We start from the raw sequence: 23,857 nt of genomic DNA, 5'->3' as shown, positions 1-23,857 counted from the left end.
CTCGCCTGATTCGATGACCTATGCGGTGGGGTGGCCGGCGGGAAAGCATCAATATCGAGGATCGACGCCGGCTTGGACCGGCAGGCGCGGGCGCGGGAATCGGGCTGGGCGGAATCCTCCTCGTCTTGCTCGTGAGTTTTCTCACCGGAACGAATCCGCTCGCCTTGTTGAACCTCGTCGAAACCGTCCAAGATGTCTCGTCTCCGCCTCCGCCTCCGGCCTCTGGCCCGACGGGGCCGCCGAGCGACGAACTCGGTCGATTCGCCGCGGTTGTCCTCGCGGACACCGAGGACACGTGGCGTCAGCTCATGCCGGCCATGGGCAAATCTTACGAGGAGCCGAGGCTCGTGCTCTTTACCCGTTCCGTCCGTTCCGCCTGTGGACTGGGCTCGGCGGCGACCGGTCCGTTCTACTGTCCTTCCGATGCCAAGGTCTACCTCGATCTGTCGTTTTTCGATGAGCTGGCTCGCCGCTTCGGCGCGCCGGGCGACTTTGCGCAAGCGTACGTGATCGCGCACGAGATCGGTCACCACGTGCAGAACTTACTCGGGATCGCCGATCGGGTCTCACGACGTCAACGACAGGTGTCCGAGCGGGAAGCCAATGCGCTGTCCGTCCGGACCGAGTTACAGGCCGATTGTTTCGCCGGCGTCTGGGGCTATCACGCGCGGCGCGATCGAAATCTGATCGAGCCGGGGGATTTCGAAGAAGGCCTGCGCGCGGCGTCGGCCATAGGGGACGACCGCTTGCAGCATCTCTCTCAAGGATACGTGCAGCCGGAGAGCTGGACGCACGGCTCATCCGATCAACGCCAAAGCTGGCTGCGGCGCGGCCTGGAGCGGGGTGAGCCTGAGGCCTGCGATACGTTCAGCGAAAGTGAGACTGCGCTCTAAGTCCGTCGGTCGTCTACTTCTTACACGGCTCGAGCTTCCATGGAATGGACACGGGTTACGACCGCCCAGGCTCAGTTCATCGCCCATGTGCTGGACGACCTGGTGCACATCCCCGGCCTCAGGCGGAGCTTCGGCGTGGATCCGATTCTCGGATTGATTCCGCCGGTCGGGGACCTGCTCGCCGTCCTGTGCGGGTCAACCGTCTTGCTGGCCGGCCGACAGATCGGCTGCCCGATGACGACTCTTGTCCGCATGTCGTATAACCAACTCCTCAACGGCGTTGTCGGCGTGATCCCGTTCGTCGGCGACGCCTTCTCCTTTTGGTTCAAGAGCCATTCGAAGAACGCAGCCCTGCTGGTCCGGACGCTCAAGTACGAGGAGGATCAGAGCTGCGCCCTCGTCAGCCGCTCGCCGACCGCGGTCGATGTCCTCATCGTATTGGGCCTCACGCTTCCAATTGCCGCCGCGGTCGCCGTTGCGTCCTATTGGCTCTGGGAGCGCGACCTCAGCGTGCTCTCGTGGTTTCTCCTTCCCCCGTGGCATCGACCGCTGTCACGGCAGGGACCGGCAACTCCCTAGGGAAACGGCGACGCTTGAACTTCAGAATGACCGGCTCTCAGAATGCAGGATCATGGAATCGACGGCGCAGCGGTATCCGCCTGCCAGCCAGCCGGATGCCGACCCTCCGGCCTCCCCGCCGCAGCGGCGACGGCTTCGCCGCGCGGCCATTGCGGCCGGCATTCTTGCCGGCCTGGTCTGTCTGTACGCACTGCTGGGGTTCATCGTCCTCCCGCTCTATCTCGAGACAAAGATCCCCGAGACCGTCTCCGCCCGGCTCGGCCTCCCCGTCACCGTGCAGGATGTCCGACTCAACCCCTTCACATTGGCGCTGACCATCAGGGGCTTCGACATCAGTGAAGCGGATCAGAGTCCGCTGATCGGCTTTGACGAACTGCTCGTCAACCTGTCACTGTCCTCGGTCGTCGATCGCGCGTGGACATTCGATCAGATTCGGATGCAAGTCCCGTACGCCCGCATCGTCATCGATGAAGATGGCGCGCTGAACCTCCGCGCGCTTCAGCGACAGCAGACGCCAGCTCCGTCCTCACCGGCCAGCGCCGACCGGGACGCGGGCGGCTCGACCATCCCCGCCGTCATTATTCGATCCCTCACGGTGGAGAACGGCGCGGTCGAGTTCCACGATCAGTCGCGCGCCACGCCATACACGCTCGATATCGTCCCGATTTGGTTCGCCCTCAAGAACTTTCGGACGCTTCGCGCGCAGGACAACGCCTTCGCGTTCGGCGCCGAGCTGGACCAAGGCGAGGATCTCACGTGGCAAGGGCGGTTGCTGCTCAACCCGCTTCGGGTCGAAGGGCGGGTCACGGTAGCCGGCATCAAGCTGCGGGGCTTATGGGAGTACGTGCGCGACACCGTGAATTTCGAGATTCGGGACGGGACGGTGCACGCCGAATCGTCCTATTCAATCGAGAGCACGCCAGAAGGGTTACAAGTCAAAAGCTCCGAAGGCAGTATCGGGCTCGACAATCTCGCCATCTTCGAAAAAGGCACGGACCGGCGCCTGCTCGCACTGCCCGCGTTTTCCATCCGCGGCTTAGGCGCCGATCTTCAGGACCGCCGCATCAGCATGGCCAGCCTGGAAACGCAGGGAGCGGCCATGCACGCTGTCATCGAGAAAGACGGCCAGATTGACCTGCGTCGGTTCTTCACGATCGCGGGCGCCCGGCCCACGCCCGCCTCATCGCAGCGCTCCGCCGCCCCGCCGTGGACCGTGTTGGTGGAAAAGGTCGTGATCGACGATTATCGGGCGACGATCGAAGACCGGCGGCCCCCACAGCCCGTACACCTCGATCTCTCCAAGCTTCATGTCGACCTCGAGCACGCCGCCTATCCGGGGACCACGCCGGTCCGGCTTGCCGCGTCGGTCTCGGTCAACGAGACCGGCACGCTGAGGACCGCCGGCGACGTCACGCTCACTCCGCTGGCTGCTGATCTGAAAGTCGAAGCCGCCCAGATCCCGTTGGCGACATTCCAGCCGTACGTCGGCGAGATCGCTCACATTGAAATCAAGGGCGGAGCCGCGAACACGTCTGGCCACGTCGAGTATGCGGCCGGCGAGACCCCGTCGCTTCGCTTTCAAGGCGATGCGAGCGTGACCGCGCTCAAGACCGTCGATGCGCATCTGAAAAAAGATTTCGTCAATTGGGACAGCTTGGCTGTCAACTCGATCGATGCACGGCTGCCGGCCGGCGGCATCACGATCGCCGAAGTGCTGGCGCGACGACCCTACGCCGACATCATCATTGCCGAGGACCGCAGCATTAATCTGAAGACCGTGCTGAAGAAGCAGGAGGACGCCTCGGCGCCCGCGGCCGACAAGCAAAAGGCCGGGCGATCCAGCGCAATGGTGACGAAGGTCGGCGCAGTCCGGATCATCGACGGCTCGGCGCACTTTGCCGACTTTTCCATTCACCCGCAGGTCGATACCGGGATTTACCGCCTGAACGGATCCATTCGCGGACTGTCGTCGAACGAGGTCGCCCGCGCAAAAGTCGCCCTGCACGGCGAGGTGGACAAGTATGCTCCGGTGACGGTTGCGGGGACCATCAATCCCCTGAGCAGCGAGGCCTTTACCGACCTGCACGTCTCGTTCAAGAACGTCAATTTGACGACGCTCTCACCCTACTCGACGAAGTTTGCCGGCTACCCCATCGAGAAGGGCAAGCTCTCGATGGAGTTGGATTACCGTCTGGCGCACCAGCAGCTCGAAGCCCAAAACGACGTGGTCATCGATCACCTGACGCTCGGCAAGAAAGTCGAGAGCCCCGACGCCACCTCGCTCCCGGTCAAGCTCGTCGTCGCGTTGCTGAAGGATCGGCACGGCCGGATCAACGTCGATCTGCCGGTCCGCGGGGACCTCAACGATCCCGAGTTCCATTATGGCAAGTTGTTATGGAACGTCGTCGTCAATCTTTTTCAGAAGGCGGCCGCATCCCCCTTCGCGTTGCTCGGGAAGCTCGCGGGAGGCAGCGGGGAGGAACTCAACCAGATTCGTTTCCAGGTCGGACGTGCGGAATTGCCGAGCGACAGCGAGCAGAAGTTGAACGCGCTCGCGAAATCGCTTGAGGAGCGGCCCGCCCTCCAGTTGGAAGTGACGGGGACGGCGGACCCGGTCGCCGACCGCGCGGCGCTGCGCGAAGCCAAACTCGAACAGCAACTGGCGTCGGTCAAGCAGGCGCAGGCAAGCGGACCCAATGGTCGGACACGAAGTCTTCAGACGTCGATGGATGAGGACGCGCACGCGATGCAAGCTCTCTACGCGCGAACGTTCGGTGCGCTTCCGGAAGGGGTGAAGAACGGTCGGAACGCGAGCGTGACAACCGAAGATTTACGGGCCCGACTGCTGGAGTCGATCACCATCAATGACGATGACCTTCGCCGGCTGGCGCAGGAGCGGGCGGGGCAGATTCAGGACTTTCTCGTGCATCGGGCGGCCGTCCCAGCCGAACGGGTCTATCTGGTCGGAGCGAGGATCGACGGGCGCGCGCAGAACGAACTGGTCGAGACGACACTCCAACTCACGGCAGGGTGACACCGGCTCAGCAGATCCAACAGGTCGCCAAGTAGCGCCTGAGCCGTTCTTGCTCCTCAGGATCCCACAACAGAAATTCGGTGCCAAACGCGCCGCCCTTTGTCCACCGGACGGCCGCCAATCTCACCATCAACGGCTGATCTTCCCGGCGAAGCCCGAACGTCAACGTGAAATAATCGCCTTCGGCCACGCGCGCGTTGCTCTGGATCAGACAGCCGCGCTCGGAGAGATTGTGCGCAGTCCCTTCGGCGGTCGCATTCCAGGTCAGAGAGACCGGCAGTTGGACGGAATAGCGGGGAGGTCTACGCAGCAGCATCGTGATCCGGCATCGTCAGCATCCTTTCTAGAGCGACGATTCTTAAATCGGTATTCACGACAGAAACGTGTAGCATCGACCCCATTGTTCGTCAAATGCACGGGGGCCTCTGCACTTCCTCGAATGCCGTAGCGGGGCTGGCAGGAGAGCCTGACAGCCGGACGCCGCTTCCCTCGCGTGCCGGGAGAGCGCCGACTGATACGGCGCTCTCACTCGCAATGGCACACTGGGAAATGGGACCCGATCTACACGGAGGACGCTATGCCGACATTCGTCGAAAAATTCACGAACCCGGTGGCCATGCTCGCAGCCGATCATGAGTACGTGAAGCAGGTGATGGAGACGGCCCTGCGGACCCATTCGCCATCGACCCGCCGCTTGCTGGTCGAGGAGATCTGTGACAACCTCGTGATCCATTCGATGTTGGAGGAAGAATTATTCTATCCCGCGTTGGAGCGCGACGCGGGAGAAGAGGGCCGGCAGTTTGTGCAGAAGGCCCGCGAGGCGCATCAAGAAATCAAAGCGCGAATGGCCGACGTGGAGAACACCCATGTCGGAAGCCCGGACTTCCGCATGCGCCTCGGCGAACTGCAATCCGCTGTCCTCGCGCATGCTCGGGAGGAAGAAGGCATCTTCCCGCTTGCCGAACGACGCTTGCCGCTTGGCGAGTTGGCGCGGGACATGGATCTTCGACGTGTCCAACTCATGGCGAAGATCCGGCCGCCGTCTGGACTTTTCCTAGTCGGACTCGCATTGATCGGCGTGGGACTGGCCTTTTTCTTCGGCCGGCGCGCCGTCTCTCGATAACCGTGACCGCCTACGTGACGCGCCGGTTATCTGAGAACGACGCGACTCTTGCACACTCTAGCGAGAGCCGAGATCGGTTCAGGCTGTCTTTCCCCCACAACCGGGGACGACTGGGACGGGGTATCACGAAGTTGAAATCAGATTCCGGCGTGCAGGTAGACCGGTCTCTCTCCGAATCGCGAACGTCGCGAACTGTGCCGGCGACACTCACCGGCACCGGGTGACGGCTTCCGCCGGGCCAACCGTGCCGATCACGATACCGGACGTGGCACCCACGGCGCCGAGCGGTGGGGCGATGGGAGGAGGCATGGCCGGTCCGTACGACTCTATTCGTGTCCCATCTGTGCAGTCAGTGGCTGCCGCCGTGGACGTCACTTCCGTGCCATCCCCACGCGTAATCGGCTTCGGTGGAGAGCAGGCCTGAAGCACCGCCAGCACAACAACGACACTCAGGACGGTGGTGCACGTGTTCATACCTTCAAGCGTATGCGCTCCCATCGCTCACTGCCAGCAGGGGTTGGATTACGTAGCGCTGGACCGAGCCAGCTTGTCGGGTGCTTGGCATCAGATTAGAATCGCGCATGCTGCCTTGCTCCGGCACTCTCACGCGCCGCCTGATCCTGCTCGGTCAGCTATGGCTCACCGCCGCGTGCGGTTCGCTCGTCTACCAGCAGATGAATGCGGCCGAGCGCGATGCTTGGCAGCAGCCCAAAGCCGTTATCGATGCCCTCGCGCTGACGCCCGGCTCTCGGGTAGCGGACCTTGGCGCGGGCGGCGGATACTTTACATTTCGGCTGGCGGACGCGGTCGGTCCGGAAGGCGCGGTCTATGCGGTCGACACCGATCAGGCGAGCCTGGATTTTATCAAACAAGAGGCGAGCCGGCGCGGAGGGCTGCCTGCCCAGGTGACACTGCTCCTTGCCGCCCCTCATGATCCCCGCCTTCCTCAGCGCTCCGTGGATCTCATCTTCACCTGTAACACGTATCACCACCTGCCCGATCGGATTGCCTACTTCCGAGGACTGCGACGCACGCTCCGGGAGGGCGGACGGATCGCGATCATCGAATTCAAGGAAGGCGGTTGGTTCGGCGCGCTGTTCGGCCACGCCACATCAAAAGAGACCGTGCGCCGGGAACTTGAAGCTGCCGGGTATAGCGTGGTGCAAGACTTTACCTTTCTTCCGCGCCAGCACTTTCAACTCTTCCGCGTGACCGGCCAATGAGCCGGTCCCACACCCCCTCTACCGCTGCATCAACGATCGGCTGGTTTACCGCCACCTGCGTGATCATCAGCAACATCGTTGGCGGCGGCGTTTTTACGACGACCGGCTTCATGGCGAGGGACCTCGGTGATCCGTGGTTGATCCTCGCCTTGTGGATCGTGGGCGCGCTTCTGGCGATCGCGGGCGCTCTCAGCTATGCGGAATTGCCGGCCGCGTTCCCACAAGCCGGCGGGGACTACATCTATCTGCGTGAAGCGTACGGACCGCTGGTCGGGTTTCTCAGCGGTTGGGCGTCCTTTACGGTCGGCTTTGGCGCGGGGATCGCCGCCGCCGCGGTGAGTTTCGCCGCCTATGTCGACCGGATCATCGAGGTCTCCGAGCAACGCGCGATCTCGACGCTCCTTGCCCTGCTGCTCGTATGGGGCGTAACGTTCGTGCATCTGCGCGGCGTACGTACCGGGGGCGCGCTGCAACGGTGGCTTACGACGTTGAAGATCGTCGCCATGGCCCTGTTCGTCGTCACCGCGTTCACGTCAGGTGCCGGACGATGGGGTCATTTTGGCGAGACAGTCGGTCATAATCTGTCCCCCGGCCCGCTACTCGTCGCGCTCATCTTCGTGCTGTACACGTATTTGGGATGGAACGTAGTCGGCTACATCGCAGCGGAGGTGGCGGCCCCCCAGCAAACGATTCCCCGCGTCGTCATCGGCGGCACGGCCTTTGTCGCGCTCTTGTACGTCTCACTCAATGTGGCCTATCTCTATGCCCTGCCCGTCGGAGCGCTCGCCCAACCGCCGATCGTGCCGGTCGCCGAAAAAACAGCGGCCGCTTTGTGGGGCGTCGCCGCCGCGAAAGGCGTTTCGTTCTTGCTTGCGCTCGCCATCGCAGGCGGGGTCAGCGCGATGACCTGGGCTGGGCCGCGCGTGTATTGGGCGATGGCACGCGACGGCGTCTTCTCACGATTCTTCGCCGCCGTGTCCCCCAAGACCCATGTGCCGGCTCGCGCCATGCTGCTGCAGAGTACCTGGGCGTCACTCCTGATCGTGAGCGGCACCTTCGAGCAACTCGTCGTCGTGAGCGGATTCATCCTGGCCGGATTCACCGCCGTGACGCTGGCGGCTGTGATCCTCCTGCGCGTGCGCCGGCCCGATCTGCCTCGGCCCTACCGGGCTCCCTTGTTTCCCTTCGTGCCGGCGCTCGCGGTCCTCGTGTTGCTGGCTATCGTCGTGGAAAGCGTGCTCGTCCGACCACTCGAATCCGCCTTCGGCCTGCTGCTGATTGTCAGCGGAATCCCGCTCTACCTGCGATGGCGGAAGGCGGCATCGTCATAGCGTGGGGCTATCATGCCGATCCAAAGAAGATATTGGATATGGAGCCACACGCCGCGCTACGGTGACCGGCATCACAAAGGAGGCACCGATGGCGCAGACACCGATCCCCGGGTACACCTACGGCACCGCGGCCGTGGCACGCTCCCCGCTCTCGCTTGAGGACTTTGAACTTCTGAAGAAGACGCTCCTGTTCACGGAGGACGATGCGCGTGCGCTGCGACAGTCTTACGACGTGTTGAAGGATCAGGTCGATGCGGTGCTCGACGTCTGGTATGGTTTCGTGGCGTCAAATCCGCACCTGGTTCATTTCTTCACGCGGACGGGCGATGGCCAGCCGGATGCCGGCTATCTCGATGCAGTGCGCAAGCGGTTCGCCCAGTGGGTACTGGACACGGCGCAGGCGAACTACAACCAGGACTGGCTGAACTATCAATTTGAAATCGGCCGGCGCCATCATCGGACAGCCAAGAATCAGACGGATCGCGTCCACGCTGTCGCACACATTCCCTTTCGGTATCTGCCGACCTTGATCTATCCGATCACGGCGACACTCAAGCCGTTCCTGTCGAAGAAAGGCCACTCCGCTGAAGAGGTCGAGCGTATGCACCAAGCATGGATCAAGTCGGTGCTCCTGCAAATCACGTTGTGGAGTCAGCCGTACGTGAAGGAAGGAGATTTCTAGAGTTTTGGCGCGACAGGGACAGCCTGTGGATCAACCCGCTACAGGGGCGCGCAGAGTTACCAACCGGCCATGCCCACGAACACCGGAAGCGGTGTCGCGGGGCGCGACTCCTCCTTCGTTGTTTGGCGCGACAGGGACTCACTTGCGGCTATCCTCCGACTGGGCGCGCTGAGTACCGGCCGGCATGGCCGACGCACACGCTAGGACTGGTTAGGCGTATCCCCGGCGTTATCGACTGAAGGTGAGGGGGAAGGCGGCGCCGGTCGTGAAGTCCTGCGCGTTGCCGCTGAGGCGGCGACCATCACGCGAGACAATCAACAGGGCCTTGCCCGTCGTCTGCATGGCCGATTGATAGTTCAGTTGAAGCTCCTGTCCTGCCAGCGTGCCTTGTCCGACGGCCGTGACGCCGAGGATCGGGTTGAGCTCCTGAAAGGTGACGGTTGGTCCGTTCTGCTGAATGATCCAGGAGGTGCCGGCCGGGTCACGCCAGGTGCCGGCGATGTTGACGAAGGGAGATGGCGCGGGACTTCTTGGGCCTCCCTCTTCCTCGGAGGTCCGTTGGACCGGCTTTGTTTCGGCTCGCTTGAGCGCGTCTTCCATACGCCGTAGCTTCGCTTCCAATTCCGCTTGGCGGCGCGCCATCTCCTCCTGACCACTTGTTTCGCGGACTGATGCGGGACGATTGCGGTGGCTGAATTGTCGGTGTGACCAGGTGCATCGGGAGCCTGCCCCGGTTCACCCGATTTCCCGAACTTCACGGAGCCGAAGCTTCCCAGTCCGATCTCTTCGATCGTCCGACCGGTGTACAGGTTGTAGCCGACAAGAACAACCAGCAACAGGGCTGCCACGACCCAAAAGAGCTGTTTCGCGTTACCGTCCCCGGCCGATCCCTCGGTGCTCATTCGTAGTGCTCCGTACGCCCTAGGCTAGGCGTGCCACCGTGGCGTGTCAAGGACTAAGGGCGATGCAAATACACGGATTCTGCTCCGGTCTGATTCCCCTCAGGTCATCGTGAAGACGAGATGATAAAAGCCTTCGCTCTCGCAGACGGTCACCGGGATGTCGAAGAGCGCCGTCAATTCCCGGTCCGTCATCAGCTCGCGCTTGGCGCCATCGACCACGATCCGGCCCTGCTTGAGCAACACCACCCGCTCGATCTCCGGCGGGATCTCGTGAATGTGATGGGTCACGAGGATCACCGTCCGGCCCCGGCGCATCAGCGTCCGGACCGTCGTGAGGTACTCGGCCGTGGCTTTCACATCAAGCCCAGTCGTCGGCTCATCGAGGATGAGCGCATCCGGGTCGTGAACCAACGCGCGGCCCAACAGCACGCGCCGCTGCTCGCCCGTCGACATCTCCGCATAGGGACGTTCCTTCAAATGCTCGACCCCCAACTCATGCAGGAGCACTTCGGCTCGGGCACGGTCGGCCTTCGAAAACCGCTGGTGATCGTACACATGAAGGCTCGAGTAGAAACCGGACAGGATCACGTCGAGGCCCGTAGCCGTGCGGCCATACTCTTGTTGTAAATCGAGCGAGACGATCCCGAGCCGGTGCCGCAGATCCCAGACGTTCCACCGGTCGCGACCAAACAGCCGCACGACCGCTCCGTCCCGATCCACGGGATAAAGTTCGCGCGTGAGCAGCTTGAGCAATGTGGATTTCCCGGCACCATTGGGGCCGAGGATGACCGTATGGCAGCCGGCGGGAATCACCAAGGACAGGTCGTGAAAGACGCAGACCGCCCCGCGATACGCGTCGACGTGCTTGAGTTCGATGATCGGTGGGGAAGAGGGAGGAGGGTCGGTCACAACGGCGGTCGCCCGGCACTACTCAATGGTATCCAGCTTGATGTGCAGTTCCTTGAGCTGCGCGGCATCGACCGGCGACGGCGCATCGGTCATCAGGCATTGCGCCTTTTGAGTCTTGGGAAACGCGATGACGTCTCGAATCGACTCCGCGCCGCCGAGCAGCATGACCAAGCGATCCAGTCCGAACGCGATCCCGCCGTGCGGCGGCGCCCCGTAGTCCAGCGCATCGAGCAGGAAGCCGAACTTCGCCTGCGCTTCATCCTTGCCGATCCCCAACACATCGAACAGTTTGCTTTGGACGTCACGGCGATGGATACGAATGCTGCCCCCGCCGATCTCGTTGCCGTTCAAGACCATGTCGTACGCTTTCGCCCGCACCTTGAGGGGATCGGTCTCGAACAGCGGCAGGTCCTCATCGAGCGGCGCCGTGAACGGATGGTGCATCGCGACGTAGCGTTTCGCCTCCTGATCGTACTCGAGCAACGGAAAATCGATCACCCAGAGCGGCCGCCACAGGGAGCGATCGATGAGGTTCAGTTCGGCGCCCAGCAAGAGTCGCAGCCGGCCGAGCACATCGTGAACGACCGGCGGCGCATCGGCCACGAAGAGCAGGAGATCGCCCGGCTCGGCCTCCGGCACAGCGGCCCGCAACCGCCCCGCATCGAGAAACTTGGCGATGACGGACTCCAGTTGACCGTCAGCGATGATTTTCACCCAGGCGAGACCTTTGGCACCGAATCCTTTGGCGGTTTCTCCCAATGTATCGATGCGGCTCCGCGGGATCGACGCGCCGCCTTTGACGACGATCGCCTTGACGATTCCGCCCTTGGCGATAGTGTCCTTGAAGACCTTGAACTCGCTGGCCGCGGCAAACTGCTTGAGATCGTGCAAAGGCATACCGAAGCGCAAATCCGGCTTGTCCGAGCCGTACCGCCCGACCGCCTCGGCGTAGCTCATCCGGGGAAACGGCACAGGCAGCGTGAGGCCGGCCGTCTCCTTGAACGTCCGCGCCATCATCTCTTCCATGAGCGGCATGATGTGCTCGCGGTCGATGAAGGACATCTCGATGTCGATCTGCGTGAACTCCGGCTGACGGTCGAAGCGCAGATCTTCATCACGGAAACAGCGCGCGATCTGATAGTAGCGGTCGACACCGGCGACCATCAAAATCTGCTTGAAGAGCTGCGGTGACTGCGGCAGCGCGAAGAAGTTCCCGGGATTGACGCGGCTGGGTACCAGGTAGTCGCGCGCACCTTCCGGCGTGCTCTTCGTCAACATCGGCGTTTCCACTTCGAGAAACCCGCGCTCGTTGAGAAAGGTCCGCACGCACGCCGTGACCGCATGCCGAAGGCCAAGCAGCCGTTGCATGTGCGGCCGCCTCAAATCGAGATAGCGATACTTGAGCCGCAGCGTGTCGCTGACGTCGGCGTCGTCCTCGATCGGGAACGGCGGCGTGTTCGCCTCGTTCAGCAGTTGCAGCTTGTCGACCAGAACTTCGATCTCGCCCGTGGCCAAATTGGCGTTGTCGGCCCCTTCCGGCCGTCGCGACACCACACCCGTCACGGCGATCACGTCTTCGCTCCCCAGTTTTTCTCCTTGTTTGTGGACGTCGGCGGCGCGCTCGGCGTTGAAGACGACCTGAGTGATGCCGGTTCGATCGCGGAGATCAATGAAGATCACCGTGCCGTGATCGCGCCGTCGCTGCACCCAGCCGTTGAGCGTGACGGTCCGGCCGATATCCGTGCTGCGGAGCTCGCCGCAACGATGCGTGCGGACCATCATGACGCCCGCCTTCTTCGACGGAGGTTCGACGTTCTCGGGAAGGGACGCGTCTTGCGGGAGAAGAGCGCGTCTCGGCGCGCTCGGGGAGGGCGGGTAAGAAGCCGCGCGCCGTGGGTTGGTGCGGCAGGATCACGGTTCGAAGGAGCAGCGGAAGAGGAGGTATCCGATTCGCGATCGCGGCGCCGCTTGACGGTTTCACGGAGATTATTTGCCTCGCGATCGGTTAAATAGCGAAATTCTCCCGGCTCGACGTTCGTGAGCGCGAGCGGCCCGAACTTGACGCGCTTGAGCTTCAATACCGGGTGGCCGACAGCGTCGAACATGCGTTTCACTTGATGCTTACGGCCCTCGTGGATCGTAATTTCGAGCCAGGAATTTTCCTCGGCCTTGCGGACCTTCTTGATCGTCGCCGCGGCCGTCATGCCGTCGTCCAACTTCACGCCCTGCTCGAGCTGCTCGATCTGCTCATCGCTCAACACACCCTTCACCTTGACCAAGTAGACCTTGGCCACGTGATACTTCGGATGGAGCAGCGCTTGCGCCATCTCACCGTTGTTCGTCAACAATAGGAGTCCTTCCGTGTCGAAATCGAGGCGCCCGACCGGGAAGACCCGTAGCTTCACGCCTCGCAGCAGGTCCTTGATCGTCGGCCGGCCTTCCGGATCGTGCAGCGACGACACCACTCCCTTCGGCTTGTTGAGCATGATGTACACATAGGGCTCGACGGCCCTGAGGTGCCGGCCATCGACCTTGACGTGATCCTTCGCCGGATCGACGCGCACGCCCTGCTCGCGCACGACCTGCCCGTTGACCGTGACCCGACCCTCCGCGATCAACTGCTCCGCCTTGCGCCGCGACGCCAGGCCGGAGGCGGCGATGACTTTTTGGAGTCGAAGTACCATATTCGTGAATCGTTAACCGTTAGTCGTTAATCGTGACTTATTCCAGTACAGGATTTTTCGCGATTAACGAATCATGGATAACGATTAACCTCCTACTCCCACTCGATCGTGCTCGGCGGCTTCGAGCTGACGTCGTAGACGACGCGATTCACGCCGCGCACCTCGTTGATGATACGATTGGAGATGGTCCCGAGCATCTCATGCGGAATCTTCGCCCAATCGGCCGTCATCCCGTCGAGGCTCGTGACCGCCCGAATCGCGATGACGTGCTCATAAGTGCGCTGATCTCCCATCACGCCGACGGTCTTGATCGGCAGCAGGACGGCGAACGCTTGCCAGATATCACGATACAAGCCGGCCGCTCGAATCTCGTGTTCGACGATCGCTTCCGCCCCGCGCAGCATGGCGAGCCGTTGCGGCGTCACGTCGCCGAGCACCCGGATCGCAAGGCCAGGGCCCGGGAACGGATGCCGATAGATGATCTCGTCCGGCAATCCCAATTCCTTGCCAAGCACGCGCACTTCGTCCTTGAAGAGCTCGCGTAGCGGCTCGATGAGCTTGAGCCGCATCTTCGTCGGCAACCCCCCGACGTTGTGATGGGTCTTGATCGTCGCTGACGGCCCCTTGAAGCTGACACTCTCGATCACGTCGGGGTACAGCGTCCCTTGGACGAGATACTCGACCTTGCCCAACCGCTTCGCTTCCGCTTCGAAATTCTTGATGAAGAGCCGGCCGATGATCTTGCGTTTGCGTTCCGGATTCGTCACGCCCTTGAGCGCGACGAGAAACTCCTTGGATCGGTCGAGCACGTGCAAATCGAGCTGCTCGCGCTCGAAGCTTTCGACCACCTTCCGTCGTTCGTCTTCGCGCAAGACGCCGTTGTCGACGAAAATGCAGGTCAACTGCGAGCCGATGGCCCGATGCGTCAGTGCCGCCGCAACCGATGAATCGACGCCGCCGCTCAGCGCGCAGATCGCCCGACCGCCTTTTACCTGCTCGCGGATCGTCGTGACGGCCGTCTCGACGTACGAGCTCATCGTCCACGTCGCCTGGCAGCCGCAAATATCCATGACGAAGTTATCGAGGATCTGGCGGCCGCTCGCGGTATGCGCGACCTCGGGATGGAATTGCAGACAGTAGAGCCGCCGGCCGCCGGCGATCGACTTCATCGCGGCGATGGGCGAATTGGTGGTATGCGCGATCGCGGTAAACCCTTTCGGCATGCGCTCGATCCGATCGCCATGGGACATCCACACGGTTCTCGCTTCGCGGGGCAAGCCTTTGAGTAGATCGCTATCGTCGTCGATCATGAGATCGGCCCGGCCGTACTCACGGTGCGGCGCTTTCGCGACCTCGCCACCCAATAGATGGGTTACCAATTGCATCCCGTAACAGATCCCGAGGACCGGGATGCCGAGCTCGAAGAGCTCCTTCGGCACGGTTGGCGCCTTCCGCTCATAGACGCTCGCCGGCCCACCCGACAGCACGATGCCCTTCGGCCGGTAGGCCTCGACCGTGGCCAAGAAGGTCGTGCATGGCAGGATTTGCGAGTAGACGTGGGACTCGCGAATGCGCCGGGCGATGAGCTGGGTGTACTGCGAGCCGAAGTCCAGGATCAGAATGCGGTCGTGCCAGAATTCCATCTTCGTGACAAGCGTTAAGTCAGTTTAGTCCGTTATGTCCGTTTGACTAAACCTTCACTTCACGGACTGAACGGAATTAACGAAACTAACGGACTTAACGCCAAGCTACTCCAAATCCGTCCGGTAATTCGGTGCTTCTTTGGTAATGATGACGTCGTGGACGTGGCTTTCCCGGAGTCCGGCCAAGGTTTGACGGATGAATTGGGCGTTCTTCTGAAGGTCGGGAATCGTCCGGCACCCACAGTACCCCATGCCGGAGCGGAGACCGCCGACGAGTTGGTAGATGACGGCGGCGAGCGGCCCCTTGTACGGTACCCGGCCTTCGATTCCCTCGGGGACCAGTTTCGAGGCTGTCCGGCCGGCTTGGAAGTAGCGATCCCGGCCGCCCTTCTCCATCGCCCCGAGCGAGCCCATGCCGCGATAGACCTTGTAGGTTCTCGCTTGAAAGAGGACCGTTTCACCCGGCGATTCTTCCGTACCGGCAAGGAGGCCGCCGATCATCACCGCTGACGCCCCGGCCGCGAGGGCCTTCGTGATGTCACCCGAATACTTGATCCCGCCATCCGCGATAATCGGGATGCCGCTGCCATTCAATGCCTTCGCACAATCCATGATCGCCGTGAGTTGCGGCATGCCGGCGCCCGAGACGATCCGGGTCGTGCAAATCGATCCCGGCCCGACGCCGACCTTGACCGCATCGACCCCCGCCTTTGCGAGATCCTTTGCCGCTTCCGCGGTCGCAATATTCCCCGCGACGAGTTCGAGCTTCGGATAGGTCTTCTTGATGAACTTCACGCGCTCGAGCACGCTTCGGGCGTGGCCGTGCGCCGTATCCACCACGACCATATCCACGCCCGCCTTGACGAGTAACGCCACGCGCTCCTCGACGTCCGGGCCCACGCCGAGCGCCGCCGCCACCCGCAGGCGCCCGTGCTCGTCTTTGCACGCATGGGGATACTTGATGCGCTTTTCGATGTCCTTGATCGTGATCAAGCCTTTCAGGTTGAACTGCTTGTCGACGACCAGGAGCTTTTCGATGCGGTGTTCATGCAGAATTTCCCGCGCCTTCTCCAGGCTGGTGCCCTCCGGCGCGGTCACCAGCTTGTCCTTGGTCATCACCTGGGACACTTTCAAATCATGGCGGCTTTCGAACCGGAGATCCCGGTTCGTGAGAATGCCGACGAGCTTGCCTTCCTTGGTCACCGGCACGCCCGAGATGCGGTACTTCGACATGATGTCGAGCGCTTCCCGAATCGTTTGATCGGGCGCGATCGTGATCGGATCGAGAATCATCCCGCTCTCGGACTTCTTGACCTTATCGACTTCGGCCGCTTGGTCGTGAGGCGACAGCACGCGGTGAATCACCCCAATTCCGCCTTCGCGCGCAAGCGCGATGGCCATTCGCGATTCCGTGACTGTATCCATGGCCGCGCTGACGATCGGAATGTTGATGGTGATGTGTCGGGTGACCCGGGTCTGCGTATCGGTCTCGTTCGGCAGCACCTCCGACTTGGCTGGTACGAGGACCACGTCATCGAACGTCAGGCCGAGTCTCACCTTCTCGTCGAGCATGAGGCGTCTACCTTTCTTTAGGCTGGAGAATCGAACCCCGTCCCGTTCCTACCGTCACTGCGGCTTTTCACCGGCCTGTTGCGCGAGCGACGCGGCCGCTTCCGCCTCTTCCTGTAGCCGTTCGCTGCCTTCCTCGGCCGGCATGAACTGCTGCACACGCGTGTTGCCGCTGTCGACGACGAACACGCTGCCGCGCGCATCGACCGCGATGCCGTACGGGAAATTGAACTGCCCCTCGCCGTTCCCGAATCCGCCCCACTGCGTGATGTAATTACCCTCGCGGTCGAATTTTTGAACGCGGTGGTTGCCCGTATCCGTCACATAGACATCGCCGCTGCTGTCCACCGCAATGCCCCACGGTGACCGCAACTGGCCCGCCTCCTGTGACTGCGGGCTGCTCGCGTGGCCGGGACCGAGGCCGCCGCCCCACTTCGTCAGCAACTGCGGCAAGACGTTCGTGCTGGTATCGAACTTCTGGATGCGGTGGTTGCCCATGTCGACGACGTACACCGATCCGTCGGCTTGGTCCACCGCGATCCCGCGTGCGAAGTAGAACTGGCCGTCGTTGTTGCCGAAGCTGCCCCATTGCATGATGAACTCGCCGCTCAGATCGAACTTCTGCACGCGGAAGTTCGCGCTGTCGACCACATAGATGTAGCCGCGGACGCGGTCAATGGCGATGCCCCAGGGCGAGCTGAACTGCCCCTCGCCGTTCCCGCGAGAGCCGAACTTCATCAGATAACCGCCGAGCTTGCCGTCGAACTTCTGCACGCGGTGATTGTTCGTGTCGACGACGTAGACGTCGCCCTTGGCGTCGCACGCTATGCCGGTGGGATTGTGGAAATTGGAGTTCGAGGCGCCGAAACTCCCCCAGAGAATAATGAAGTTCCCGGTGTTGTCGAATTTCTGGACGCGATTGTTGCCGTTATCGACGACGAACAGCGAGCCCTGCTGATCGATCGCGAGCCCGTAGATCGGCGCCATGAATTCGCCGCCGTGCAGCAACGACGCGCCGCGTCCGGGCTTTCCCCATTTGCTCACGCAAAGATAGCCCGACGTGTTGAGAAGGATGCTCGCGCTCGCGGGCACGGAGACGTTGTTTCCGACGTCCTTGAACCAGACATAGATGGTCTTCGTCCCGTCTCCCGGCGAAAACGTAAACGGAATCGTCGCCCCGAACTTGTTGACCGGCTCCACCTCCACCCACCCGGGAACGGTCGCGGTCGGCGCCATGGGGCTCTCGGAAATGTAGTAGGCCCCGACCCCGGTGTCGACGTCGTTCGCGGAGATGGTCACGACGACTTCCGGCGAGTTGGTCATGAACGCGCCGTGGTTGATGACCGCATAGGGGTTCTGCGGCGCCGTAATATCGATCAAGACCGGCGTCACGGTGACTTCTTCGGAGAGTCGGCTCTCACTGCCATCCTCGAAGACCGCCGCGACCGCGTAGTAATACGGGGTGTCGTTGGTCAGACCGCTGTGGACGTAGGGGCTGGTCACGCCTTCGATCCGGGTTCCCGTCTCCGGCGTGACGCCCGACGACGTATGGAAGTAGAGGTTGTAGGAGACGGCGTTCGGGACGTCCAGCCAGCTCAGCGTGACCTCCGTGTCGCCGGCCTTCGCGACGACGCTGCGCGGCCCGCCCACGCCCGCTTCTTCCACCGGCTTGGCTTTCTGCTGTTGCGTGCGCGCGATTTCCTCCTCGGTCGGCACGTATTTCACGATCCGGTTGTTGCCGCTGTCGACGACGTACACCGCGCCTTCCTTGTCGACCGCGATGCCATAGGGGAAGTTGAACTGACCCTGCGTGATGCCGCGATTGCCCCACGCGCAGATAAACGTGCCGTTGCCGTCGAACTTCTGGATGCGGTGGTTGCCGCTGTCCACGACATACACGTTGCCGAGCGCATCGCAGGCAACGCCCCAAGGCGATTTGAACTGCCCGGGCCCGCCCCCCTCCTTCCCCCACTTCGTGAGGAAACTGCCCCGCGCGTCGAACTTTTGAATCCGGTGATTGCCCTCATCCGCGACGTAGACGTTCCCGACGAAATCGACCGCGATCCCGCGCGGGAAGAAAAAGGCGCCGTCGTAGCTGCCGTCGCGCCCCCACTTCATCAGCGGTGTGCCGTCCGATTGAAATTTCTGGACGCGGGAATTGCTCGTATCCGAGACATAGACATTCCCTTGATGGTCCGTCGCCAAGCCCCACGGGACGTCGAACTTGCCGGCGTCGGCGCCGCGCCACGCGAAGCCGAACTTTCCCCACGCGTGCATGCAGTTGCCTTCACTGTCGAACTTTTGCACGCGGTTGTTGCCGCTGTCGGCCACATAGACGTCGCCCTCCGGGCCGCACGCGAGTCCTCGGGGATAGTAGAAGAGGCCTTCCTGGGCACTGGGCTCGCCGCCCCACCGAGCGATGAATTTTCCGTCCTTGTCGAATTTTTGAATCGAGTGATTGTCGGTATCGGCAACGTACATGTTGCCATCCTTGTCGATTGCGATGCCGGTCGGCGACTTGAACTCCCCGTCGTCCACGCCCTCCTGCCCGAACGTCATGGCGATCAGGTACGGGGATGGGATGGCCATCACTTCGGCTGATTCGGGACTCTCGCCCTTTTCGGTCACGACGGTGACGACGTAGTGGTAGCAAGTGCCGTTGGCCAGATCTTCGTGTGTGAAGGGAGAGGTGGCCCCCTCGATCAGATTCCCCTTCTCCTTCGTCACGCCTTTAATCGGATTAAAGTCCTCGGCGCTCGCGATGGGCCGCGTCAACTCGGAGAACTTGATCTGGACGCCTTTGGTGGTGAGAAAATAGATGTTATAGTAGAGCGCGCCGGGTACCGGGTCCCACGTGACGAAGGCACGGCCGTTTCCGGGCTTGGCGACAACATTGCTCGGCGCGGGGGGCAGTTCTTCCTCTTCGGCCACCGAGTCTCCGGCACCCCACTCGTCCGGATTCCCTTGTGCATACAATCTGAGTCGCCGGGATACGGCTGTCTCGTGTTCCCACCATCTGCTCATAGCCACCCTCTTGTAGCGAACAAACTAGAGAAAAGGTAAAGCGCTTACCGGTCAATAAGTTAGGATCGTGTACTCTAACAAAGGCCCGAGAGACGCGTCAAGGCAGCGCGACAGCGTCTCGCAGTAGCGCTCATTGTCTCCTCTCTCGAGCCACTAGATCGCGATCATCGCCCTATGCAAAGGAGCAGCGGCATGCCGAAACGGAGCTCTGGTGCGGTGATCAGCGTCGCAGCTCGTAACGAATCGGGATTCGTAACACGACGCGCGGCTGGCCTAACTCTCGTGGCAGGGATAAGGGAAACGCACGTCGTAGATTCTCGAGGGCATCGCGATCCAAGATCGAATACCCCGAACTTTCCTCGATGACGGCCTCGTGCAAGTCACCCTGCTCGGTAATGATGGCGCGCAAGAGGACTCGCCCTTCCCAACCATTGGTCCGCGCTTCCGGCGGATAATGGCGTAACGACCGGATTCGCCCGAGCAGCACCTCGGCGACCCATCCAAAATCACGCGGCGATCGTCGACCCTCGGCATGGATCGGGGCGGATGGCTGCGCCGCTGCTGGAACGGATTTGTCTTCGCTGTTTCTCTCGACTGCCGCGGTGGATGAGTCCGGCGAACTGTGAACCCGTTCCGTAGGCGACGGAGCGGGAAGGTCGGACGAGGGAGTGATTTCAGAATCACGGGATCCCGTGGCGGATTCGGCTGGAGGAACAGCCTTTACTTCGGTCGGTCTTGCGGTTTCTAAGACGGACGACTGTTCAACACGCTCATCCGCGGCCGCCGATGATTGCTCCGAACCGGTCGTCTCAGCATGCTCGACCTGCGAAGGCTCCTCGGCGGGGCGGCCAGTCGGAATAGGCGGATTCGTCGGATCGGCTTGGCGGCGTTCGGTTTCATCACGGCTCATGCGCGTGGGCTGAGTTGCCGGCTGAGTGCCGGACGCCGGTTCTGCCATCGCCTCACGCTCTTGGCGCTCGGACGCATGACGAAGCGGAGCAGATGATCGCCGGGGCTCCACGCGTGGCGCCCGGCGCTCTGGGTTCATGGGATCGGGTGATGGGCTCGAACCGTCTTGATGACGAGCACCGGCCGATTGCGCATTCGCGAGTTGGGGCGGCTCGACAAACGAGACATCCCAACGAAACATCTCGGTCTCCAATCGTGGCTGAAGATGAACGAGCAGGACGCTCGTCGCTGCGGCAATGCCGACATGGACGACGATGGAGTACAGCCATGCACGGAATATTGCAGAGCGACAACCACGAAACGGTCGTGAGCGGTGCGACAAGGGCACTTCGAATCCCGGCAGTTACCGCGCAATCACTGCAACATGCAGGGTGGCATTATAGCGATCGATGGCGGCTTCATCGGGATGCCGGGCCGGCTGCTCGTAATCGACGACCAGAAGCAATGGCCCCGCCTGTGGGAGAGGAATCTCGGCGACTCCTTCCTGGTTCGTCAGGTAACGGGGAATGGCATGCTCGGCCAATGGGGTGAGACCGTCGGTCGCTTCCACCGACACGCCGACGAGGGGCTGTCCATCGAACACGACACGGACGCGCCACAGCGCGCCGGGCTCGAGAAGAAAGGGGTTGGCGAGCGGGATTAATTCCAATGGGTGACCAAGGACCTTCTGATAGAGGTCCGAGCCACGACCTTTCGATTCCGCACCACTGATTCCCACCAACGTCTTGGCGCCCTTCATCGATGAAAGGCTGTCGTCGGTCGTCGGAACATGAACTTTACTCGTATTGCGATATCCCTGCTCGGTCTTGACCCAATAGCCATTGTCATATTGCGCGCCGACCATCCAGGGCCCGCCATGCCGATCGAGCGTGATCCGCCCACTCCGCAAGATAGGGTTGCCGTCTTGGAGCACACTCTCCCAGGCAGCAGGAAACGGGTGTGCGCCTTGATCATCATAAGAGGCGACGTCGAAGAGCTTATCGGGGTCCGGACGCTTTCGATCACCGGGATGACCATGATGCACGAGCACGTGGAACTGTTCGTGCCCGTCGAGCTCCGCGGTCAGCCAGACATCGTGTGCCTGCGTCGATGTGGAGAACAGGACAAGCAGACCGACCATCGGAAAAAGGTATCGTGTCATGAATGCGCTTAGCCTCCGGTCTTGAAACGGTAGCTGACTCCAGCCATCAACGTCACCGGCGCCTGCGGATTCACGAAGATATCCGAGGTGCTGGCTCCGGTTCCATTGCCGAAGTTAATCGCCGTTTCGCTCAAGCGGTCTGCGGGATACCAAATCAGATCGACATAGCCGCTCCAGCCACTGACATGCACGTACGTCAGGCGTCCGGAGACCCGTGGATAGGGATGAGTCGTCATCGCGCCGTCCTCCGTCAGATTCTTCTTCCCGTAGTATTGCCCGTACAGCAGCCCGGTGATCCGATGCGGGGAGTTCGATCCACCCAGCGGGACGTTGAAATCGGTTCCAATGTTCAGAATGTAAGCCGGCACGTTCGGGACGACGACCGAGGGCGCTCGATCGCGGAGGACGGCGCGAATCTGCGTGAAATTGACAAAGATTGCCGCCTGTCGGTCCGGACCTTGGAGCGCGGTATAGCGGCCCTCGATCTCGTACCCTTCCCGTCGCGAGCGCCCGATGTCCTGCAGCGTCAAACCGGTAGCGGGTTGGAACACTTCATGATCCAGGGTGGTGGTATAGACGTCGGCAAGGAAGCGGAACCGACCGGGCGTGAGCTGCACGCCCGCTTCTTGGCTACGGAGCTTCTGAGGCTTCGGATTGGGAACGGATTGCAATTCGAAGGCAACGCTCGGAGAACGAAACCCTTCGCCGTAGTTCGCGAAGAACTCGACCCATGGAAGCGGAGTGAGCGCTATTCCCGCTTTGGGGCTCACCGTGCCCGTATCGTACTGCGGGGTCTTGACCAATCCCAAGCGATCATCGACGTCATACCAAAAATGGTCGTAGCGCGTGCCCCCGGTGATTTTGAGCCATGAGACGGGCTTCAGTTGGGCTTGAACGTACTGTCCCCAGCCGTTCTCGGTGAAGCTGTAGTTCTGCGTGGGTGGCCCAGTGGGATTGCGGGCGACCGTAGGTTGTTGGATGGTGCCGACAGAATCCACTCGATAGTTGGTGCCGATCATCAGTTGGGCCGGCATGACGTCGAACAACGTCGTCGTCCACACTTTCCGCAGGGTCAAACCCATCGTAGTCCGATCTTCGTCCTGCACCCGTTGCCCGCTGCCAAAATCGGCGAAGCGCACGAAGACATCATGATTGACAAAGCCCGTGACGGTGAACGCCTGATCCAACTCGCCGAGTCCGTAATTCACGACGACGTTTTGGAAATCCTTGTGCCCGCCATCCGTGGGATTGACCGCTGCGCGAGGACTGAGCAGCCCCGACTCGACCAAATTTCGATTGATGTAGCCGGGCGCGCCCCATTCCCCGCCGTAGAATTGCGCGCGAAGAGACAGATCGCCATGGCGCGTCGGAACCGTCACTTTGCCGAACAGGTTATAGCGTTTGTACCCTTGATTGTCGCGATAGCCGTCCGTGGTATAGCCTTCAAAGGCCAGAAACGGCACCACCGAGCCGTCGTCGGACCGAGGACGACTGTACGTGACGACCCCGCGCGCGGTGTTGAAGTACCCCCCGTATCCCGACACTAACCCAAATCGGTCGAATCGCTTCGTGACAATGTTCAAAGAGCCGCCGAGGTTGGAATCCCCATACAGCGGGGTGAAGGGACCGCGAATGAGCTCCACGCGTTCAATCGTCTCCGGAATCAAGATGTTCAGATCGGCATAATTCGGCGTATGAATGCTGGAAACTTCGTTGACCGGCACTCCATCGATAAAATAGGCGACGTCGCGACCATGCTCGACGTCGGTAAATCCGCGAATCGCGATGCCGTAGCCCACGCCGCCTTGGCCGAAATTATCGACGTTCACCGCCGGCAGTTGGCGCAGGAGGTTGCCGTACGTGCCGGTGTAGGGTGATTGCCGTACGTACTCGGCATCCAAGATCGTCGTGGGGGCAGGCAACGCCGCAGCGTTGGCCGTCACGTCCGTTCGTGACTCCCGCGTGTACGCCGCCGTCGCTTCCTCTTGCACCACCACTTCGGGCAACGTCGTCGCCTCTTCGGTCTCTTTGGACGGCTGTGCGGAGACGGGATTGAGTTGAACGAGCAGCGTCATCGTCATGCCGACCACCAATGAAGCCGAGCGATGGGGTGGCGGGCAGAACCACCGCGCAGTCCTATGACTGACCGAC

General features: G+C 61.8%; 18 protein-coding genes. 7 read left to right on the top strand and 11 right to left on the bottom strand.

From position 1 onward, the window contains the following. Positions 1-20: 20 nt before the first annotated feature. Genes ypfJ through AC1U7K_RS15370 form a run of 3 tightly spaced genes read left to right on the top strand, consistent with a single transcriptional unit; the run spans position 21 to position 4,506 of the window. On the top strand, positions 21-893 hold the full coding sequence (ypfJ, locus tag AC1U7K_RS15380) for a KPN_02809 family neutral zinc metallopeptidase (protein ID WP_480252420.1): 873 nt from the start codon (positions 21-23) through the stop codon (positions 891-893). 39 nt (positions 894-932) lie between these two features. Next, the gene (locus AC1U7K_RS15375; protein WP_480252419.1) at positions 933-1,472 is read left to right on the top strand and encodes a DUF4112 domain-containing protein; all 540 of its coding nucleotides are present in this window, start codon (positions 933-935) and stop codon (positions 1,470-1,472) included. Positions 1,473-1,524: 52 nt separating this feature from the next. After that, positions 1,525-4,506, top strand: coding sequence for a DUF748 domain-containing protein (locus AC1U7K_RS15370; RefSeq protein ID WP_480252418.1), 2,982 nt, complete (start codon positions 1,525-1,527; stop codon positions 4,504-4,506). Positions 4,507-4,513: 7 nt separating this feature from the next. Here AC1U7K_RS15370 and AC1U7K_RS15365 read toward each other — a convergent pair whose 3' ends face one another. Then, positions 4,514-4,822 (bottom strand): PilZ domain-containing protein, encoded by a 309-nt coding sequence (locus AC1U7K_RS15365; protein ID WP_480252416.1) that lies wholly within the window; start codon positions 4,820-4,822, stop codon positions 4,514-4,516. 261 nt (positions 4,823-5,083) lie between these two features. On the opposite strand from AC1U7K_RS15365, the gene AC1U7K_RS15360 reads away from it, so the two are divergent. The 4 genes from AC1U7K_RS15360 to AC1U7K_RS15345 all read left to right on the top strand — a co-directional run bounded on the left by AC1U7K_RS15360 (position 5,084) and on the right by AC1U7K_RS15345 (position 8,865). Next, positions 5,084-5,629, top strand: a complete 546-nt coding sequence (locus tag AC1U7K_RS15360) for a hemerythrin domain-containing protein (RefSeq protein ID WP_480252415.1) — start codon at positions 5,084-5,086, stop codon at positions 5,627-5,629. Positions 5,630-6,210: 581 nt separating this feature from the next. After that, a complete protein-coding gene (locus AC1U7K_RS15355; protein WP_480252414.1) occupies positions 6,211-6,852 on the top strand; it encodes a class I SAM-dependent methyltransferase in 642 nt (213 codons plus the stop codon). Further along, a complete protein-coding gene (locus tag AC1U7K_RS15350) occupies positions 6,849-8,183 on the top strand; it encodes an APC family permease (protein ID WP_480252413.1) in 1,335 nt (444 codons plus the stop codon). The genes AC1U7K_RS15355 and AC1U7K_RS15350 overlap by 4 nt, the downstream gene beginning before the upstream one ends. Before the next feature lie 88 nt (positions 8,184-8,271). Then, complete coding sequence (locus AC1U7K_RS15345; RefSeq protein ID WP_480252412.1) at positions 8,272-8,865, top strand: protoglobin domain-containing protein; 594 nt, start codon at positions 8,272-8,274, stop codon at positions 8,863-8,865. Positions 8,866-9,093: 228 nt separating this feature from the next. On the opposite strand, the gene AC1U7K_RS15340 is transcribed toward AC1U7K_RS15345, so the two are convergent. The 10 genes from AC1U7K_RS15340 to AC1U7K_RS15295 form a co-directional block, all read right to left on the bottom strand. Further along, positions 9,094-9,507: a hypothetical protein gene (locus AC1U7K_RS15340; protein WP_480252411.1), complete on the bottom strand. Its 414-nt coding sequence runs from the start codon at positions 9,505-9,507 to the stop codon at positions 9,094-9,096. A gap of 359 nt (positions 9,508-9,866) precedes the next feature. Further along, on the bottom strand, positions 9,867-10,676 hold the full coding sequence (locus AC1U7K_RS15335) for an ABC transporter ATP-binding protein (protein ID WP_480252410.1): 810 nt from the start codon (positions 10,674-10,676) through the stop codon (positions 9,867-9,869). 18 nt (positions 10,677-10,694) lie between these two features. Next, positions 10,695-12,458, bottom strand: a complete 1,764-nt coding sequence (gene aspS, locus AC1U7K_RS15330; RefSeq protein WP_480252409.1) for an aspartate--tRNA ligase — start codon at positions 12,456-12,458, stop codon at positions 10,695-10,697. Then, entirely contained in the window at positions 12,455-13,360 is a 906-nt protein-coding gene (locus AC1U7K_RS15325; protein WP_480252408.1) for a pseudouridine synthase, read from the bottom strand. The genes aspS and AC1U7K_RS15325 overlap by 4 nt, the downstream gene beginning before the upstream one ends. A gap of 92 nt (positions 13,361-13,452) precedes the next feature. After that, on the bottom strand, positions 13,453-15,003 hold the full coding sequence (gene guaA, locus AC1U7K_RS15320; RefSeq protein ID WP_480252407.1) for a glutamine-hydrolyzing GMP synthase: 1,551 nt from the start codon (positions 15,001-15,003) through the stop codon (positions 13,453-13,455). Positions 15,004-15,108: 105 nt separating this feature from the next. After that, a complete protein-coding gene (guaB, locus tag AC1U7K_RS15315; protein WP_480252406.1) occupies positions 15,109-16,575 on the bottom strand; it encodes an IMP dehydrogenase in 1,467 nt (488 codons plus the stop codon). 54 nt (positions 16,576-16,629) lie between these two features. Beyond that, entirely contained in the window at positions 16,630-19,596 is a 2,967-nt protein-coding gene (locus tag AC1U7K_RS15310) for an SMP-30/gluconolactonase/LRE family protein (RefSeq protein WP_480252404.1), read from the bottom strand. Positions 19,597-19,816: 220 nt separating this feature from the next. Beyond that, positions 19,817-20,746, bottom strand: a complete 930-nt coding sequence (locus AC1U7K_RS15305) for an energy transducer TonB (protein WP_480252403.1) — start codon at positions 20,744-20,746, stop codon at positions 19,817-19,819. Between the two features lie 162 nt (positions 20,747-20,908). After that, positions 20,909-21,706 (bottom strand): DUF4198 domain-containing protein, encoded by a 798-nt coding sequence (locus tag AC1U7K_RS15300; RefSeq protein ID WP_480252402.1) that lies wholly within the window; start codon positions 21,704-21,706, stop codon positions 20,909-20,911. Positions 21,707-21,714: 8 nt separating this feature from the next. Continuing rightward, a complete protein-coding gene (locus AC1U7K_RS15295; protein WP_480252401.1) occupies positions 21,715-23,787 on the bottom strand; it encodes a TonB-dependent receptor in 2,073 nt (690 codons plus the stop codon). Between the last annotated feature and the right edge of the window lie 70 nt (positions 23,788-23,857).

It is taken from the genome of Nitrospira sp. Vd2 (assembly GCF_979581665.1).
Note: the sequence above shows the minus strand (reverse complement) of the source record. Positions and strands in the feature narration are given on the sequence as shown.